18 protein-coding genes are annotated in these 16323 nt (G+C 72.9%); 10 read left to right on the top strand and 8 right to left on the bottom strand.

Going from position 1 to position 16323, the window contains the following annotated elements; translation table 11 throughout:
• Positions 1-93: 93 nt before the first annotated feature.
• The 4 genes from OG276_RS36580 to OG276_RS36565 all read left to right on the top strand — a co-directional run bounded on the left by OG276_RS36580 (position 94) and on the right by OG276_RS36565 (position 3699).
• Positions 94-1002 (top strand): GlxA family transcriptional regulator, encoded by a 909-nt coding sequence (locus tag OG276_RS36580; protein WP_266913434.1) that lies wholly within the window; start codon positions 94-96, stop codon positions 1000-1002.
• 41 nt (positions 1003-1043) lie between these two features.
• Positions 1044-1544 (top strand): isochorismatase family protein, encoded by a 501-nt coding sequence (locus OG276_RS36575; RefSeq protein WP_266912236.1) that lies wholly within the window; start codon positions 1044-1046, stop codon positions 1542-1544.
• Positions 1545-1644: 100 nt separating this feature from the next.
• Positions 1645-2247 carry an RNA 2',3'-cyclic phosphodiesterase gene (gene thpR, locus OG276_RS36570; protein WP_266913432.1) on the top strand — a complete coding sequence of 201 codons (603 nt, stop codon included), beginning with the start codon at positions 1645-1647 and terminating at the stop codon, positions 2245-2247.
• A 90-nt stretch (positions 2248-2337) separates the two neighbouring features.
• Positions 2338-3699, top strand: coding sequence for an MFS transporter (locus OG276_RS36565; RefSeq protein WP_266912234.1), 1362 nt, complete (start codon positions 2338-2340; stop codon positions 3697-3699).
• 68 nt (positions 3700-3767) lie between these two features.
• Here OG276_RS36565 and OG276_RS36560 read toward each other — a convergent pair whose 3' ends face one another.
• Complete coding sequence (locus OG276_RS36560) at positions 3768-4121, bottom strand: VOC family protein (protein WP_266912232.1); 354 nt, start codon at positions 4119-4121, stop codon at positions 3768-3770.
• A gap of 23 nt (positions 4122-4144) precedes the next feature.
• Complete coding sequence (locus OG276_RS36555) at positions 4145-4351, bottom strand: hypothetical protein (protein WP_266912230.1); 207 nt, start codon at positions 4349-4351, stop codon at positions 4145-4147.
• A 134-nt stretch (positions 4352-4485) separates the two neighbouring features.
• Here OG276_RS36555 and OG276_RS36550 point away from each other — a divergent pair, with 134 nt between their 5' ends.
• On the top strand, positions 4486-5049 hold the full coding sequence (locus OG276_RS36550) for a GNAT family N-acetyltransferase (RefSeq protein ID WP_266912228.1): 564 nt from the start codon (positions 4486-4488) through the stop codon (positions 5047-5049).
• 5 nt (positions 5050-5054) lie between these two features.
• Here OG276_RS36550 and OG276_RS36545 read toward each other — a convergent pair whose 3' ends face one another.
• Complete coding sequence (locus OG276_RS36545) at positions 5055-5831, bottom strand: GntR family transcriptional regulator (RefSeq protein ID WP_266912226.1); 777 nt, start codon at positions 5829-5831, stop codon at positions 5055-5057.
• A 186-nt stretch (positions 5832-6017) separates the two neighbouring features.
• Between OG276_RS36545 and OG276_RS36540 the strand changes: the two genes are divergently transcribed.
• On the top strand, positions 6018-6296 hold the full coding sequence (locus OG276_RS36540) for a DeoR family transcriptional regulator (protein WP_266912224.1): 279 nt from the start codon (positions 6018-6020) through the stop codon (positions 6294-6296).
• A gap of 119 nt (positions 6297-6415) precedes the next feature.
• Here the strand turns inward: OG276_RS36540 and argG are convergent, their stop codons facing one another.
• The 3 genes from argG to OG276_RS36525 all read right to left on the bottom strand — a co-directional run bounded on the left by argG (position 6416) and on the right by OG276_RS36525 (position 9843).
• Positions 6416-7864 carry an argininosuccinate synthase gene (argG, locus tag OG276_RS36535; RefSeq protein WP_266912222.1) on the bottom strand — a complete coding sequence of 483 codons (1449 nt, stop codon included), beginning with the start codon at positions 7862-7864 and terminating at the stop codon, positions 6416-6418.
• A gap of 160 nt (positions 7865-8024) precedes the next feature.
• Positions 8025-9200 carry a GDSL-type esterase/lipase family protein gene (locus OG276_RS36530; protein WP_266912220.1) on the bottom strand — a complete coding sequence of 392 codons (1176 nt, stop codon included), beginning with the start codon at positions 9198-9200 and terminating at the stop codon, positions 8025-8027.
• 73 nt (positions 9201-9273) lie between these two features.
• On the bottom strand, positions 9274-9843 hold the full coding sequence (locus OG276_RS36525) for a TetR/AcrR family transcriptional regulator (RefSeq protein ID WP_266913430.1): 570 nt from the start codon (positions 9841-9843) through the stop codon (positions 9274-9276).
• A 71-nt stretch (positions 9844-9914) separates the two neighbouring features.
• Between OG276_RS36525 and OG276_RS36520 the strand changes: the two genes are divergently transcribed.
• The 3 genes from OG276_RS36520 (at position 9915) to OG276_RS36510 (ending at position 13018) form a co-directional block, all read left to right on the top strand.
• Positions 9915-10424 carry an FBP domain-containing protein gene (locus OG276_RS36520; protein ID WP_266912218.1) on the top strand — a complete coding sequence of 170 codons (510 nt, stop codon included), beginning with the start codon at positions 9915-9917 and terminating at the stop codon, positions 10422-10424.
• A 205-nt stretch (positions 10425-10629) separates the two neighbouring features.
• The gene (locus OG276_RS36515) at positions 10630-12051 is read left to right on the top strand and encodes an Ig-like domain-containing protein (RefSeq protein ID WP_266912216.1); all 1422 of its coding nucleotides are present in this window, start codon (positions 10630-10632) and stop codon (positions 12049-12051) included.
• Between the two features lie 58 nt (positions 12052-12109).
• Complete coding sequence (locus tag OG276_RS36510; RefSeq protein ID WP_323182399.1) at positions 12110-13018, top strand: glycosyltransferase family 2 protein; 909 nt, start codon at positions 12110-12112, stop codon at positions 13016-13018.
• A 29-nt stretch (positions 13019-13047) separates the two neighbouring features.
• On the opposite strand, the gene OG276_RS36505 is transcribed toward OG276_RS36510, so the two are convergent.
• Positions 13048-14325, bottom strand: a complete 1278-nt coding sequence (locus tag OG276_RS36505) for a CdaR family transcriptional regulator (protein WP_266912214.1) — start codon at positions 14323-14325, stop codon at positions 13048-13050.
• 127 nt (positions 14326-14452) lie between these two features.
• Here OG276_RS36505 and OG276_RS36500 point away from each other — a divergent pair, with 127 nt between their 5' ends.
• Positions 14453-15343, top strand: a complete 891-nt coding sequence (locus OG276_RS36500; protein WP_266912212.1) for a triacylglycerol lipase — start codon at positions 14453-14455, stop codon at positions 15341-15343.
• A 19-nt stretch (positions 15344-15362) separates the two neighbouring features.
• Here OG276_RS36500 and OG276_RS36495 read toward each other — a convergent pair whose 3' ends face one another.
• Positions 15363-16322 carry an aldo/keto reductase family oxidoreductase gene (locus OG276_RS36495; RefSeq protein ID WP_266912210.1) on the bottom strand — a complete coding sequence of 320 codons (960 nt, stop codon included), beginning with the start codon at positions 16320-16322 and terminating at the stop codon, positions 15363-15365.
• Between the last annotated feature and the right edge of the window lies 1 nt (position 16323).

The raw sequence follows: 16323 nt of genomic DNA, 5'->3' as shown, positions 1-16323 counted from the left end.
GCAGGATTCGTGCCACGATGATCAGCACGGTGGCAGACTGCCCCCGTGCCCCCTTTCAAGACCGTCGCCGCGTACGTCCCGCCCGGTGTCGGCATGCTCGCCGTCGGGATCGTCACCGAGGTCTTCGGCCCGCACGGGCAGGGGGTGCCCGGCTTCGACTTCGTCCTGTGCGCCGAGCGGCCCGGGCCGGTTCCCACCGACTTCGGCGTGCCGCTCGCGATCGAGCACGGCCTCGACCGGCTGGCGGCCGCCGATCTGGTGATCGCCCTGCCGGGGGCCGGTTTCCGTACGCCGCCCGGCCCGGCGGTACTGGACGCGCTGGTGGCCGCGCACGGGGGCGGCGCCCTGCTCGCGGCCCACTGCGTGGGCACGTTCGCGCTCGCCGAGGCCGGACTGCTCGACGGGCTGCGGGCCACCACGCACTGGCGGTTCGCCGAACTGCTGGCCGACCGGCATCCGCACGTGGCCGTGGAACCGGACGCCCTGTACATCGACGAAGGCCGGATCGTCACGGGCGCGGGCGCCGCCGCCGGCTTCGACCTGTGCCTGCACCTGCTGAGGCGGGAGCACGGGGCCGCGATGGCCAACGCCGTCGCCCGGGACATCGTGCTGCCCTCGCACCGCGACGGCGGGCAGGCCCAGTACCTCGCGGCGCCGGTCCCCGAGGACTGCCGGGACGAGCGGCTCTCCGAGGTGCTCGCCTGGGCCCGCGACCACCTCCACGAGCCGCTTCCCGTCACGGAACTGGCCCGCCGCGCCGTGATGAGCAAGCGTTCCTTCGCCCGCCGCTTCACCGCCGCGACCGGCACCACCCCGCACGCCTGGCTGCGGAACCTGCGGCTCAGCAGCGCCGAGGAGCTGCTGGAGAGCACGGACCTGCCCGTCGAGGAGATCGCCCGCCGGGTGGGCTACGGCAGTGCGGCGGTCCTGCGGGAACAGTTCGTGCGGCGCAGGGGAGTTCCGCCCCGGGCCTACCGCCGCTCCTTCACGAGCACGCCGTAGGGCCTGGCGCCGGGCCCCCGGCGCCGAGACCTCCCTGTCCTATGATCGTTCCCGTGACCTCCGCGCTGATCCTCATCGACCTGATGCCCCGCATCATCGACCTGCCGGTCGCCCCTCACTCCGGTGAAGAGGTGCTGTCCCGCTGCCTCCGGCTGGCCGAGGCCTTCAGGGCGGACGGGCGCCCGGTGGTGCTCGTCCGAGTGGACCGGCCGGGGGTCGCGGAGCAGCCGCCGGGCAGCGGCTTCGCCGACGGGCTGGTGCAGCCGGGCGACGTTCTGATCGTCAAGCAGACCGTGGGGGCCTTCCACGGCACCGGCCTGGACGACCGGTTGCGCGCCCTGGGCGTGGACACGCTGGTGCTCGGCGGACTGGTCACCACGATGGGGGTCGAGTCCACGGCGCGGGCCGCGAGCGACCACGGCTACGAGCTGGAGTTCGTCGCCGACGCCATGTCCGGTTTCGCCGCCGACGAGCACGAGTTCACCGTGGAGCGGATCTTCCCCCGCTTCGGCGACGTGCACATCACGGCGGACTACACCTGACCGCGATGAACGCCCGGACCGCCCGGACCGCCCGGACCGCCCGAAGCACTGTACAAAGTCTCCTGTGAACGATGTGGATGCCGTGGACGCCCTGGACGCCGTGACCGAGCAGGCCCGGCCCGCGACCGTTCGCGTGTTCATCGCCCTCGCCCCGCCCGACGACGCGAAGGAGGAACTCGCGCGCGAGCTGGGGCCGGCCTACGCCGCGTACCCGCACATGCGGTGGAACCGCATCGAGGACTGGCACATCACCCTGGCGTTCCTCGGTGAACTTCCGGTCGAGGTCGTCCCCCTCCTGCGGCCGCCGCTCGCGGAGCTCGCGGCGGCGCGCAGTCCCGTACGCCTGACCCTGCGCGGGGGCGGCCACTTCGCCGAGCGGGTGCTGTGGAGCGGGATCGACGGGGACCTCGACGGGCTGCACCGGCTCGCCGCCGAGGTGCGCGCCGTGGTCAAGGACTGCGGCATCCCCTTCGAAGACCGGCCGCTGCGCCCCCATCTGACGCTGGCCCGCGCCCGCCGGAACGACGCCTCCTCGGCCGTGGAGGCCGCCGCCGGACTCGGCGGGTTCACGGGCCGCCGCTGGCGGACGGAGCGTTTGCACCTGGTCGGCAGCAACATCGGCCGCGGCCCGGGACCGATCCACTACCGCGACATCGAGGCGTGGAACCTCGGCGGGCAGGACCCCGCACAGGAAGGTCGGTAGACCTCCCTGCGCGACCCGCGAATACCTCTTGACGCTAAGCCACTTACCGCTAAGCTACTTTTCGTCAATCTATTCGGGGGAGAGTTCGACGTGGTCAAGGGCATGCGCGAGGAACGGGTGGCGGGCGAACGCTCACTGCTGCTCGGAGTGGGAATCAGCGCGATCGGGATCGGGATGTACATCCCCTTCTCGCTCGTCTTCTTCCACCACGTCACGGGGCTCTCCTTCGCCCTCGTCGGCATCGTGCTGACGGCGACGGGCCTGGCAGGACTCGCCTTCATGCCGCTCGCCGGCTCGGCCGTCGACCGCTTCGGGGCCAGGAAGGTCAACCTGCTGCTCTACGCGATCCGGGCACTCGGCTTCGCCCTCTACCCGTTCGCCGGGTCACTGCCCGCCTTCGCCGCCGTCGCGCTGGTCACGGCCCTCGCCGACCGGTCCTTCCCCATCGTGCAGCAGTCCCTCATCGGTGAAGTGGCCCAAGGCGGCGCCCGCGACCGGCTCCAGGCCTCCATCCGGGCCCTGCAGAACGCGGGCATGGGCGCCGGCGCCCTGGTCGTCTCCGGGGTACTGGCCCTGTGGGGCACCGACGGGTTCACCTACACCGCGTGGGGCAACGCGGCCGCCTTCGCGCTCGCCGGACTGCTCGTCAGCGGCGTGAAGCCGGTACGGGACCAGCCGGTACGGGACCGCGCGAACGGCGAGCCCGGCGCAAGCGGCCCCCTCGGCTCGGCCAAGCGTCCGCCCGCGGGCTACCGCATGGTGCTCGCCGACCGGCCCTTCCTGGGCCTGACCGCCGCCAACTTCCTGACCGCGCTCGGGTACGCGGCCCTGTCCGTCCTCTTCCCGCTCTACATCACCACCTGGCTGCACGGACCGGACTCCCTCACCGGAGCGGCCTTCACCGTCAACACCGCCCTCTGCGCGGGCGTCGGCGTCCTGATCGCGAGCCGGGTCCGCCGTTCCGGAGCCCGCCGCACCCGCTCCGCGGCCCTCGGGGCGCTGCTCTTCGCCGCCGCCTTCGTGGGGCAGATCGTGCTCGGCACGGTCCGCCCCGGGCAGACCGCGACGCTGGTCGCCCTGCTGGTCATCGTGGTGGTCTACACGGTCGGCGAGCTGGTCCACAGCCCTTCGGGCGGCGCCCTGTCGGTCTCGGCCGCACCGGAGGCCGTACGCGGCCGCTACCTGGCCACCTACCAGCTGTCGTACTCCCTGGCCACCGCGCTGGCCCCGTCCCTCTTCACGGGGCTGCTCGCCCTCGACGGCCGGCTGCCCTGGGCCTTCCTGACGGTCGCCGCGCTCGGCGCCGCGCTCGCCCTGACCCGGCTGGAACGCCACCTCCCGGCGGAGGCCGTATACGCCACGCAGCCGGCGCCGGCACCGGCCCCGGCGCCCGCACCGGACGCGGCGCCGGAAACGGCCACCCGCGAGCCGGCCACGACAGCCGCCTCCTGAGAGGCGGGCGCGCCCGCCGCGAGGCACCCGCAGCCCGCCCGAGCAAGGTCTTCCGCGAGAAGACGTGGTCAGGCGGGCTGCCAGAGCTCGATCCGGTTGCCCTCGGGGTCGGTGACCCAGCCGAACCGGCCGACACCGTCCATGTCCTGGATCTCGGGCGCCACATCCGCCCCTTTCGCGCGCAGCTGCGCGAGCATCGCGTCCAGGTCGCGGACCCGGAAGTTGAGCATGGTCTGCTGTGCGGGGGAACCGAAGTAGTCGGTCCCGGACTCGAACGGTGCGAACACCGTCGGTCCGGCTCCCTGGCGCCACAGACCGTGTTCGTCCGAGTCCAGCCCCAGGCAGTCCCGGTACCACGCGCCCAGGGCCGCCGGGTCTGCGGCCCGCATGAAGTATCCACCGATTCCCAGCACACGTTCCATGCCGCGATCCTGCCAGGACGCCGTCAGAATCCCTTGCCGAGCGCGCCCAGCAGTGCGGGGTTCATCCCGGTCTCGACTTCGGGGAGCGGACGGGGTTCGGGTCCCCGCCCCTGGAACACGGGGCGGATGTTCCTCAGCCCCTTCGTGCCCTCTGTCGCCCACGGAGCGTCCGACTCCGGCAGCGACACCGTCATCCGGTACGAGCCGATCTCCCACTGCACCTCGGTCATCGCTCTCGCCTCTCCCTGAACCGACCAGATTTCCCTTTCTTCCACGCTACGGCCGGCTTGATCCCCTGCCAGGGGCGAAGGTCCCCACCCCGGCCGCCAACCGGCCCTTGCCCGGCGCCCCTTAGGATCCGACCGTGCCACCTCACCTCACACTGACGGCCGCCCCGACGGCCACCGCTCCCGCCCTCTCCCTGCGTCCCTGGCGGGCGGCGGACGTTGCCGCGCTCGTCGAGATCCACCGGGACCCCGTGCTGCGGCGTTGGGGTCCTTGGCTGGAGAGCGAGGAGGACGGGCTGCGGTGGGTGCGGGACCAGGAGCGGGGGTGGGCGGCGGGTGCGCGGCTCGGCTTCGCCGTGCTGGAGGCCGCGCCCGGAGTGCCGCAGGAGCGGTTGGTGGGCAGCGTGGCGGTGAAGGAGCTCTCCCCCGGCAAGGCCTCCGCCGAGGTCGGGTACTGGACTTCGGCCTCGGCCCGAGGGCGGGGGGTGGCTCCCCGCGCCCTGGAGGTCGTCACGGCCTGGTCCCTCGACGCCTTCCGGTCCCAGGGTCTGGAGCGGCTGGAACTCCTCCACCAGGTGGACAACGCGGCGTCCTGCCGGGTCGCGGAGAAGGCCGGCTACGGGTTCGACGGGATCCTTCCGGCCGCGCCGCCCGCCTATCCGCTCGACGGCCACCTGCACGTACGGCGCTCGGCGGCCTGACCGGCTCAGTCCCGTCCGGGAACGACCGTCAGGACGGTGTGGAAGCGGTAGCGGTCGGCGCGGTAGACGACACGGTTGGACTCGCAGGGGCGGCCGTGCTGGTCGTAGGTGAGCTGCTCGATGTGCAGTACGGGAGAACCCTCGGGCAGGTCGAGCAGGGGGGCCTCGCCCGGCGGGACGAGGGCGGAGTGGACGGCGTAGCTCGCGCGGGTGGGCACGATGCCGCGCGCGGTGAGCTCGGTGTACAGCGAAGCGGTGGTGTAGTCGGCGTCGCCGATGCCCGGGGCGCGCTCGGCCGGTACGAGGGTGACGGAGTGGCACATGACCGCGTCGTCGAAGAGCCGTACCCGATCCAGCTCCAGGATCCGCGCCCCGGGCAGCACCTGGAGGGTCTCCGCCTCCTCGAAGTCCGCCGGGCGCAGCGTGGCCGCGAGCACGCGCGCGGTCGGGGCGAACCCGAGCCCGCGGCCGTACGCCTTGAGCCCGCCGGTCATCCCCGCGGTGTGCTCGAAGGCCGGGGCGGGCCCGACCCCGCCGGCGACGTGCCAGCCCGCCCGTTCCGCCGACCCGACCCGGCCCTCCCCCTGTAGCGCGTGCAGCGCCTTGCGGAGCGTGACCCGGCTGACGCCGAGGCGCTCGCAGAGGTGACGCTCGGAGGGGAGGCGCGTGCCGGGCGCGAGAGCGGCGGCGGCGAGGGCATCGGCGATCGCGTCGCGCGCCTGCACGTGGACGGGCCGCGACCCGTCCCGGAGAACGGGCCGCAGGTCGAGGGGCTGATTCACCCCTCCAGTATTCACCTCGGCCCGTCCATTTCCGTACCAGGAATGGACCAGAAGGATGAGTCCCGTGTGGGCCGATTCGTTCCGCAGGCCCGTCATCACGGGACCTTTGACCGAGTTCCACGCCTGCGCGATGGTCTAGTTTTGGTCTACATCTGGTCCATCAGCAGACGGAGAGAAGCGCACGGGATGAGCAGCCGACGGGACGCCGACTCCGGGGAGACGACCACGAGGGGTCACGCGCGCCGGATCAGTCTGGCGACGGGCAAGCTGACCGCCGCTTCCCGGCAGCGCCACATCGTCGAGGCCGCGTGCCGTGAGGGGTACGTCTCCCTCGAACGGCTCGTCCGCGAACTGGACGTGAGCGCGATGACCGTCCACCGCGATCTCCGGCTCCTGGACGCCGAGGGTGAGGTGCGCCGGGTCCGCGGTGGCGCGGTCGCCCCGTGGATGACCACGGCCTCCTGACCGGCGTCCCGACGGCATTCCGATCGGCGGCCCGACCTGCGTCCCGGTCAAAAGAGAACGCCGCCCGCGGTCCCTCCGGGGACCACGGGCGGCGCTCCGCATCCTGCCGCCGGCAGCGACTAGTCGGTGCCGAACTCCATCGCGGCGCGGTCCAGCAGCTCGTCGTCGCCGGAGACCTCACCGCGGGAGGCGATGGCCTCGGCGCCGCCCTCGGGCATGGCACCGATCAGGCCGGATCCCGGCGCCTCGACGGCGCCGATCAGGGCCGGGTGGGTCGTACCGACGATGCCGAGGCCCGCGTACTGCTCCAGCTTCGCGCGGGAGTCGGCGATGTCGAGGTTGCGCATGGTGAGCTGGCCGATGCGGTCCACCGGGCCGAACGCCGAGTCCTCGGTGCGCTCCATGGAGAGCTTGTCCGGGTGGTAGCTGAACGCCGGGCCCGTGGTGTTCAGGATCGAGTAGTCCTCGCCGCGCCGCAGTCGCAGGGTCACCTCGCCGGTGATCGCCGTACCCACCCAGCGCTGCAGGGACTCGCGGATCATCAGCGCCTGCGGGTCCAGCCAGCGGCCCTCGTACATGAGGCGGCCGAGGCGCCGGCCCTCGTTGTGGTACTGGGCGACGGTGTCCTCGTTGTGGATCGCGTTGACGAGGCGCTCGTACGCGGCGTGCAGCAGGGCCATGCCCGGAGCCTCGTAGATGCCGCGGCTCTTCGCCTCGATGATCCGGTTCTCGATCTGGTCCGACATGCCCAGGCCGTGGCGGCCGCCGATGGCGTTCGCCTCCATGACCAGGTCGACGGCGGAGGCGAACTCCTTGCCGTTGATCGTGACGGGGCGGCCCTGCTCGAAGCCGATGGTCACGTCCTCGGTGGCGATCTCGACCGAGGGGTCCCAGAAACGGACGCCCATGATCGGTTCCACGGTCTCGACACCGGTGTCGAGGTGCTCCAGGGTCTTCGCCTCGTGGGTGGCACCCCAGATGTTGGCGTCGGTGGAGTAGGCCTTCTCGGTGCTGTCGCGGTAGGGCAGCTCATGGGCGAGCAGCCACTCCGACATCTCCTTGCGGCCACCGAGCTCGGTGACGAAGTCGGCGTCGAGCCACGGCTTGTAGATGCGCAGGTGCGGGTTGGCGAGCAGGCCGTAGCGGTAGAACCGCTCGATGTCATTGCCCTTGAAGGTCGACCCGTCGCCCCAGATCTGCACGTTGTCCTCGAGCATCGCGCGGACCAGCAGGGTGCCGGTCACGGCGCGGCCCAGCGGCGTCGTGTTGAAGTAGGCGCGGCCGCCGGAGCGGATGTGGAACGCACCGCAGGCGAGAGCCGCCAGGCCCTCCTCCACGAGCGCCGCACGGCAGTCGACCAGGCGCGCGATCTCGGCGCCGTACGCCGTGGCACGCGTGGGCACCGACGCGATGTCGGGCTCGTCGTACTGGCCGATGTCGGCGGTGTAGGTGCAGGGGACGGCACCCTTGTCGCGCATCCAGGCGACGGCGACGGAGGTGTCGAGGCCGCCGGAGAAGGCGATACCGACGCGCTCGCCGGTGGGCAGGGAGGTGAGAACCTTTGACATGGGATGAGTATGCGCGATGATGCATGTTCATGCAAAATGGCGGGCCGGTGAAGCTCCTGGACACCGGACGGGCGTGCCGTCATTGTGGCGCGCGGGCGGTTCGGCGGCGAGTCCGGCGGGGCGCCCGGAGAGGGCCGCCCCGCCGGGCGAGACAGCTCTTTCAGACCGTGGCGGCCGCGAAGGGGCCCCCGGCGGCGAAGGCGTGGCGGGCGAAGTTCCCGGCGATGCGCACGTGGCCCGCAGGGTCGGGGTGCAGGTCGTCCGGCAACGGCAGCTCCGCGTGGTCCTTGGCGCCGTAGAGGTCGCGGCCGTCGAGGTAGTGCAGGTGCGGGTCACCGGCCGCCCGCTGCGCGACGATCCCGGCCAGCGCTTCGCGGATGACGTTGAGGGTCAAGCGTCCGGCGGCCCGTTCGGCGGGGTCGCCCAGGGCCTTGAACCTCAGGGTTCCGGTGCTGAAGTCGGTGGTGAGGGGGCCGGGGGTGTCCTCCTGGATCGGGCACAGGAGGGGCGATACGACCAGGAGCGGCGTGGTCGGATGGCCCTCGCGGAGGGTGTCGAGGAAGCCGTGGACCGCGGGGGCGAAGGCGCGCAGCCGCATCACGTCCAGGTTGACGATGTTGATGCCGATCTTGACGCTGATCAGGTCGGCGGGGGTGTCGCGCATCGCGCGGGCGGTGAAGGGGTCCAGCAGGGCGCTGCCGGAGAATCCCATGTTGACCAGGTCCACCGCCCCCTGCGCCGCGGCCAGGGCCGGCCAGGTGCCGGTCGGACGCTCCGCGTTCGAGCCGTGGCTGATGGAGCTGCCGTGGTGCAGCCACACCCTGCGCCCGCTCTCCGGCGCCGGCGTGACGGGGGCGTCGGTGCGCAGGGCGATCAGCTCGGTGATCTCGGTGTGCGGGAGCCAGATCTCCACGTCCTTGTCCCGTGCGGGCAGATCCGCGAAGCGGGCGGTACCGGGGGGACCTTCTTCGAGTTCCACGGCCTGGGTGGCCAGGTCGAGGGTGCGGACCCTGCCCCCGGGGACCGCGGCCCGGGCCGTGAGCACGCCGTCGATCACGAGGTCGTACGCGCCGTCCGGCGAGGCCGGGAAGCCGCGGTAGGCCCTCTTGGTGGGCAGGGCGTCCAGTTCGATCACGGTGGCCCGGGTACGGAAGACCAGGCGCACGCCGGACGGGCGGACCTCGGCCGTGGCCAGTTGCTCGTCGGGGATCTGCGGGCGCAGCCGGGCGGGCAGCCGGTGGGGCAGCAGGCCGTACGCGGTGCGTTCCACGTCGAGGGCGCCGCGCAGGAGGCCCTCGGTGACGGGCGTGGTGATCCAGTCGTGGTCGGTTGTCATCGCCTCAGCCTCGTGATGATCGGGGTTACGGAATTACAGGGATGCGGGGGTGCGGGGGTGCGGGATCACGGGGTCACGGGGTCACGGGCCCGCGCAGCATCGCGTCGAGCGAGTCCACGATCCAGTCCCAGGACTCCTGCGGGTCCACCGCGGTGTGGCTGAAGCCGCCGCCCAGCTCCAGGCTGACGTAGCCGTGGAAGACGCTGCCGAGCATCCGGACCGCGTGCGTCTGGTCCGGCTCCGTCAGGTCGTAGCCGCGCAGGATCGCCCGCGTCATCTGGGCGTGCCGGACGCCCGCACTGGCGGCCGCCGTCTCGGGGTCGAGCCGGAGCCGGGCGGCGTCGTAGCGGCCGGGGTGCTGGCGGGCGTAGTCCCGGTAGGCGTCCGCGAAAGCGGCGAGGGCGTCCTTGCCGGCCCGCCCGGCGAGGGCGGCCGCGACCCGGTCGGCCAGTTCCTCCAGCGCGAACAGGGCGATCCGGGTCTTGAGGTCCTGCGAGTTCTTCAGGTGCGAGTAGAGGCTCGCGACCTTGACGTCGAACCGCCGGGCGAGTGCCGAGACAGTCACCTGCTCGAAGCCGACCTCGTCGGCGAGCTCCGCACCCGCCCGGGTCAGCCGCTCCGCGGTGAGTCCCACTCGAACCATCATGTGCCTCCTAGCTGGCGACAGCCATTATGCATTTGCCTAAAGGCTTTAGGGAAATTAGCCTGCCACTCATGAAGCCGTTGACCGAGCAAGAGATCCGCAGTGCCTTCGTGAACTGCACCAAGGGCGAAGCCAAGCGCCTGTCCGTACCCCGTGATCTGGCCGAACGGCCCTGGGACGACCTGGACTTCCTCGGCTGGTGGGACCCCAAGGCCCCCGAGCGCGCCTACCTCGCCACCGAGCTGGACGGCCGCCCGGTCGCGCTCGCGCTGCGCACGTCCGCCGCCGCCCCCTCCCAGGCGCGGCGCAGCATGTGCTCGCTGTGCCTGACCACCCACACCGGGGGCGTCTCGCTGATGGTCGCGCCGAAGGCGGGCAAGGCCGGGCAGCAGGGGAACTCCGTGGGTGCCTACATCTGCGGCGACCTCGCCTGCTCGCTCTACGTACGGGGCAAGAAGGACGCGGGCCCGGGCGCACGGCTCCACGAGTCGCTGACGCTGGAGGAGAAGATCCAGCGGACGGTCGCGAACCTCGCCGCGTTCGTCGCCAATGTCACGGCCTTCGCCGACGTCACGACCTGAGGCACCCAGAGCGCCCCTCCTCTACTCCGTACGAGCCCTCTTCGGTGCCCATTCGGCCCCACGGGCCGAGTTCATGATCATCAGGCTGCCCGGAAATCGTTTTGATGCTGCCATCCGGCCGAAGGCGATCTGGGAGGGCTGCGTGACGCGCATGCTGTCATCGACACACCGTGGAGGACTCCGGCGACGGAGCAGGACGTGGAGCGTGGCCGGGGCGGTGGCCGGGGTGGTCTTCGTCGTCGCCGCCGCGCCGCAGTCGGCGTCACGGTCCGGTGACGGGCGGCCGCCCGGCGGCCAGCACGCCGGCTCCGTCGAGCTGCTGGTCGGCCGGGTGCTGGACGACGGGGGCCGGCGGTGCGCGATGGACTCCTTCCGGGCCGGACTGTGCAGCGGACTGGAGCAGCAGGTGGTCCGGGCCACCTCCAGCGGAGCCGGTTCCGTGGTGCGCGACCCCTCGTCCCGCGGCGCGTCCCGGGCGGCGGCGCACACGGTCCTCCTGCCCACCGACGCGGCCGGCCCCCTGGAGATCACCCTCGCCGGACCCGGCCTCCTCACCAATGTCACCGTCCACGACGGGCACGGCCGGCACGTGGCCGGCGCACTGGGCGCCCGCGGGCACCACTGGGCCAACACCGAGCCGTTGCGGGCCGGTGAGACCTACACCGTTCGGGTCGGCGCCCAGGACGTGGCCGGCACCCCGGTCGGCGTGACCATGGCGTTCCGGACCGCGCCCGCGGCGCAGGAGGACCGGCTCACGGCCGAGTTCGGGCCCCGGCCCGGCACGTACGGGGCGGGGCAGATCGTGACGGCCTCCCTGAGCCACCCCGTCCCCGCCACCGACCCGGCCGCGCGCGCCCGCCTGGAGCGAGCCTTGCAGGTCACCTCGGAACCGGCGGTCGAGGGGGCCTGGCACTGGGTCGACGAGTCGACCCTGCACTACCGGCCCCGTACCTACTGGCCCGCCCACGCCGTGGTGCACGTGGTCAGCGGGCTCGACGGGGTCGCGGTGGGGGAACGGCAGTACGGCGGCCCCTCGGAATCCCTGCGGTTCACCATCGGGGACCGGATCGAGGCGCTCACCGACGCCGCCGCGCACGAGATGACCGTACGGCGCAACGGCAGGACCCTCCGGACCATCCCGGTGACCACCGGCAAGGCGGGCTTCTTGACCCGCACCGGCATCAAGGTCGTGCTCGGCAAGGAGCGCAAGGTACGGATGCGCGGGGACAGCGTGGGCATCAAGCGCGGCACGAGCGAGTTCTACGACCTGCCCGTCTTCTACGCGACCCGGGTGACGTGGAGCGGGGAGTACGTGCACGCCGCGCCCTGGTCGGTCGACGCGCAGGGCGAGGAGAACGTCAGTCACGGCTGCACGGGCATGAGCACGGCCGACGCGGCCTGGTTCTTCGACACGGTGCGCGAGGGCGACGTGGTGTCGGTGGTGAACAGCGGCGGTGAGCCGATGGCCCCGTTCGCCAACGGGTTCGGGGACTGGAACCTCGGCTGGGACGCCTGGCTGGCCGGCAGCGCGCTGGGCGGCGCCACCGACGCACCGCTCGCGTCGCCCGCCTCCGCGCCCGCGCCCGCGTCGGCGCACGGACCGTCCCGGCTCCTGCCCCTCACCTGAGCCGTCCCGGCGACTTCCCCGAGGGGGCGGGCGCGGCGGCTCCGATAACATCCGGTCCGTGCCCGCCTCCTCCTCTCCCAGCGTCCCCTCCCCCGCCGCGACCGGGATCGACGTCGTCCTGCTGACGATGAACGACCGTCCCGACGAGGAGGCCGCGGCCGTCCGGACGCTCCTCGCGCAGCAGGACGTCGACCTGCGCATCGTCGTCGTCGGCAACGGGTGCGTCCCCGGGCTCGCGGTGGACGGTGCCGCCGTCGTCGCCCTCCCGGAGAACCTCGGCATCCCCGAGGGCCGCAACCGCGGCGCGCTCGCCCTGCGGGACACGGGCAGCGAGTTCCTCTTCTTCCTCGACAACGACGCCTCCTTCCCCCGGCCCGACGTCCTGTCCCGGCTGGTGGCCGAAGCCCGCCGGCGCCCGGAGGCCGCGTACGTCCAGCCGCGGCTGACCGGGCCCGACGACACCACGACGCCGCGCCGTTGGGTGCCCCGGCTGCGCGCCGGCGATCCGGGGCGGCCCGGCACCATCGCCACCATGACCGAGGGCGTGGTCATGGTCCGCCGGGACGCCTTCGACGCGGTCGGGGGCTGGCCCGACTTCTTCCTGTACCACGAGGGCATCGACCTCGCGTACCGGCTCTGGGAGCAGGGCGGCACCGGCTGGTACGCGGCGGAGGTCCGGATGCACCACCCGGTCACCAGCCCCACCCGGCACGCGCTCTTCCACCGGCTGGCCGCCCGCAACCGCGTCTGGCTCGCCTACCGCAACCTCCCCGCGCCCCTCATCCCGGCGTACCTCGGCATCTGGACGGCCGTCACCGCCCTGCGCGGACTGCGGGGCGGCGGACTGCGGGACTCGTTCCAGGGGCTGCGCGAAGGGTGGGCGGCCCGGCACGACCAGCTGCGGCGGCCCATGCGCTGGCGCACCGTGGCGCGGCTGACGGCCGCCGGGCGGCCGCCGGTCCTCTGAAGGACCGGGTGAAGGACTGGGACGTCCGACTAGGGGCCGCTGCGGCGGGCCGCGCCGTACGCCGTGAGGGCGGCCGCGAGGTGGCGGGCGCCGGTGGGGTCGGTGGCGTCGTGGCCGGTCAGCAGCCGGATGCGGCCCAGGCGGTAGGTCAGGGTGTTGCGGTGGACGGTGAGGGCTTCGGCGGCCTCGGCGCGCCGGTAGCCGGCCGCGATGAACTCCCGCAGTGTGGCGATCAGATGGGGCTGGTCGTCGAGCGGCGCCAGGACCCGGGCCAGGGCGTCGCGGGCGGGGCCGGGCTGCACGAGCTGGTACTCGACGGCAAGGTCGGCCAGTCGGTAGAGGCCCGGCGGTCGTCCCAAGTCCTCGGCCAGGGTAAGCACTTCGGAGGCCTCCGCCTGGGCCCGCGGGATCGCCGCGTGGTCCTCGGCGACGGCGGCCGCGGCCGTGCACCGCAGTTCGGCGGCGGTGTCGAGGCGGGCGAGCAGCCGCCGGGTCGCGCCGTCCGTCCCGTCCGGGCCGAAGGGGACCAGGAGGACGCCGCCTTCGCCCTTGAAGGTGGCCAGCACCTCGGGGTTGCCGTCCAGTTCGGAGCGCAGGGCGCGCAGGATGCGGTGCGTCGCACCGTCGGGTGCCTCGGGGAGCCGCAGGACCACGACCTCGTAGCGTTCGGCGAGGGTGCGTCCGTACCGTTCGGCCGCGCGGCGTGCCGGGCGGCCGGCGAGCAGGACTCCGGCGAGGTTGCGGCCGTGTTCGCGCTGCTCCCAGTCGAGGTCGGCCTGTTCGCGCAGGTAGGCCTCGGCGACCTTGGGCATGACCTCGCCGAGGAACGCCAGTAGGCCCGTGACCAGGGCGTACGGGTCGGCGACGGGGTCGGGGCCGGCCACGGCGAGCTCCCAGGCCCGGCGGGCGCCGAGCGGGTAGACCCGTAGCACCGCCTCCAGGGGGACCCCGTCCCGGGCCCGTTCGGCGCCCCAGGCGACGGGGGCGGCCAGCTCGGCCTCGGTGGGCGCCCGCCCTTCGGCGACGGTGGTGAAGAACAGCTTCAGCACGGCTTCGGTGTTCGCGACGAGGTCTCCGCCCAGGACGCTGTCGGGCAGCAGCCGGTAGGCGGGGATGTCGGCGGTCAGCCGGGCGACGGTCTCGGCCGCCATCTCCGGTATCCGGGGCAGCAGCGCGGCGGCGAGCCCCGGAGCGGCTCCGGACTCCCCACCAGCCGCCCGGTCCGGCGCCCGGTCCGGCACCCCGTCCGGTGCCATGCCCGATGCCGCGTCCGATGCCGCGCCCGCCGTCCCGCCCGCGTCGTCCATCCCCGCATTGTCACCGTGCACAAACGCGGGAGGAAGCATTCTGCGCGTACCGCCAGGGGACACCGGCCGTGCGCCGGAGCATTCTGTGCAGTCCGACCAGTGCACGCCCCCCGTCAGGAGATGTCGTATGGCCCCCCGTACCCGTGCGTCGCGCACCCGCACCCTGCTCGCCAGAGCCGCTCTCCCGCTGGCCCTCATGCTCGGCGCCGCCTTCCCGGCGCACGCCGCCACCGAGGGCGCCACGGGAGGCGGGGTCAACGACTTCTCCTGCCGGCCGAGCGCCGCGCACCCCGAGCCCGTGGTCCTGCTCCACGGCACCTTCGCCACCTGGTACGAGGACCTCAACTTCCTCCAGCTCGACCTCGCCGCCCGCGGCTACTGCACCTTCGCCCTGACCTACGGCGCCTACGACGGCTTCCCGCTGGTCGGAGGCCTCAAGCCGGTGGCCGTGTCCAACCTGGAGATCAAGGAGTACGTGGAGAAGGTGCGCGGCGCGACCGGCGCGGACAAGGTCTCGGTCGTCGGCCACTCCGAGGGCGGGCTCCAGGCCCTCTACCTCGCCAAGATGCAGGGCATCCAGCCCCACATCAAGGCGGTCGTGGCCATCGCTCCCCCGACCCACGGCACGAACGCCGCCGGGCTGCTGGACCTGGGCGACAAGCTGATCGGTCGGGCGACCATGGAGAAGATCGTGACCACCATCGGCATCCCGGTCCTCGCCGACGAGGTGCCCGGCGGTCCCGCGATCCTGGCGCTGAACAACGGTCCGGTGGCCCAGCCCGGGATCGCCTACACCATCATCACCTCGCGCTACGACGAGCTGGTGACCCCGACCGAGACCGCGTTCGTCCGCGAACCGGGGGTCAAGAACCAGTACGTGCAGGACTTCTGCCCCTTCGACCCGGTGGGCCACATCGGCGAGGCCTACGACCTCAACGTCTGGCACCTGGTCCGCAACGCCCTAGACCCGCGCCGCGCCACCCCGATCCTGGTGTGCGCGGTCGGATCGCCCGGCTAGGCCCGCCGACCGGGCAGGGCTAGGGAAGCGGCCCGCCCCGGGCCGTGAGCCACAGGGAGTACCACTCCTCGTGGCCGAGGTCCGGGGCGCGCAGCGCGGCGTCGCGGCAGGCCCGGATGCGTTCGGGGCGGCCGGTGCCGATGACCGGGGCGATCCGGGCCGGGTGGCGTTGCAGCCACCACAGCAGGATCGTCTCCGGTGTCGTGTCCTTGGCCTTGGCCAGGGCGCGCAGGTGCTCGGCGGTCGCGTGCTCCCCGACGCTCGACTCCCGCCCGGTGAAGCGGCCTTGGGCCAGCGCCCCGTAGGCCTGGAGGCGGACTCCGTTGGCCGTGCAGTACTCGACGGTGCCGGCCGGGAAGCCGACGGCGGCCGCGGCCGGGGTGTTCACGAGGACCCCGTCCTCCAGCCAGTCCCGCCGCTGCAGGCTCATTTCCAGCTGGTTGGCGACGAGCGGGACATCGAGGTGTTTTTGCAGGGCGGCGCACTGCGCGGCGTTCATGTTGGAGACGCCGAACTGCCGTACGAGGCCCTGGCGGTGCAGCGAGGTGAGCGCCTCGGCGGTGTCCGCCGGGTCGGCCAGGGGGTCGGGCCGGTGCAGGAGCAGGACGTCGATGACGTCGGTGCGCAGCCGGGTGAGGCTCTCCTCCACGCGGCGGACGATGCTCGCGCCGCGCAGGTCGTAGATGCCGGGGCGGTCGCCTTCGGCGAGCCGGATGCCGCACTTGGTCTGCAGCGTGATGCGCTCGCGCAGGCCGGGGGTGCGGGCGAGCACCTCGCCGAAGACGGCTTCCGCCTTTCCGTGCCGGTAGATGTCCGCGTGGTCGAACATCGTGATGCCGCTGTCGAGGGCGGCCTCGATCGCCGCCTCGGCCGCGTCGATGTCCTCGGCCTGGTACGGGCCGGGCTCCCAGCTCCCGCCGAGAGCCATGCAGCCGTAGATCAGCCGGGTGTCGCCTGTGACTGGTGCCGTGATCGCCATG

This window comes from Streptomyces sp. NBC_00086 (assembly GCF_026343255.1).
Classification (GTDB): Bacteria; Actinomycetota; Actinomycetes; order Streptomycetales; family Streptomycetaceae; genus Streptomyces.
This window is presented reverse-complemented; position numbering and strand designations above follow the sequence as displayed.

Excerpts from the sequence above, each read along its gene's own strand:
- OG276_RS36580 (WP_266913434.1), top strand. The coding sequence starts at position 94 with ATGCTCGCCGTCGGGATCGTCACCGAGGTCTTCGGCCCGCACGGGCAG.
- OG276_RS36575 (WP_266912236.1), top strand. The coding sequence starts at position 1,044 with ATGATCGTTCCCGTGACCTCCGCGCTGATCCTCATCGACCTGATGCCC.
- OG276_RS36560 (WP_266912232.1), bottom strand. The coding sequence starts at position 4,121 with ATGGAACGTGTGCTGGGAATCGGTGGATACTTCATGCGGGCCGCAGAC.
- OG276_RS36555 (WP_266912230.1), bottom strand. The coding sequence starts at position 4,351 with ATGACCGAGGTGCAGTGGGAGATCGGCTCGTACCGGATGACGGTGTCG.
- OG276_RS36540 (WP_266912224.1), top strand. The coding sequence starts at position 6,018 with ATGAGCAGCCGACGGGACGCCGACTCCGGGGAGACGACCACGAGGGGT.
- argG (WP_266912222.1), bottom strand. The coding sequence starts at position 7,864 with ATGTCAAAGGTTCTCACCTCCCTGCCCACCGGCGAGCGCGTCGGTATC.
- OG276_RS36530 (WP_266912220.1), bottom strand. The coding sequence starts at position 9,200 with ATGACAACCGACCACGACTGGATCACCACGCCCGTCACCGAGGGCCTC.
- OG276_RS36525 (WP_266913430.1), bottom strand. The coding sequence starts at position 9,843 with ATGGTTCGAGTGGGACTCACCGCGGAGCGGCTGACCCGGGCGGGTGCG.
- OG276_RS36520 (WP_266912218.1), top strand. The coding sequence starts at position 9,915 with ATGAAGCCGTTGACCGAGCAAGAGATCCGCAGTGCCTTCGTGAACTGC.
- OG276_RS36505 (WP_266912214.1), bottom strand. The coding sequence starts at position 14,325 with ATGGACGACGCGGGCGGGACGGCGGGCGCGGCATCGGACGCGGCATCG.
- OG276_RS36500 (WP_266912212.1), top strand. The coding sequence starts at position 14,453 with ATGGCCCCCCGTACCCGTGCGTCGCGCACCCGCACCCTGCTCGCCAGA.
- OG276_RS36495 (WP_266912210.1), bottom strand. The coding sequence starts at position 16,322 with ATGGCGATCACGGCACCAGTCACAGGCGACACCCGGCTGATCTACGGC.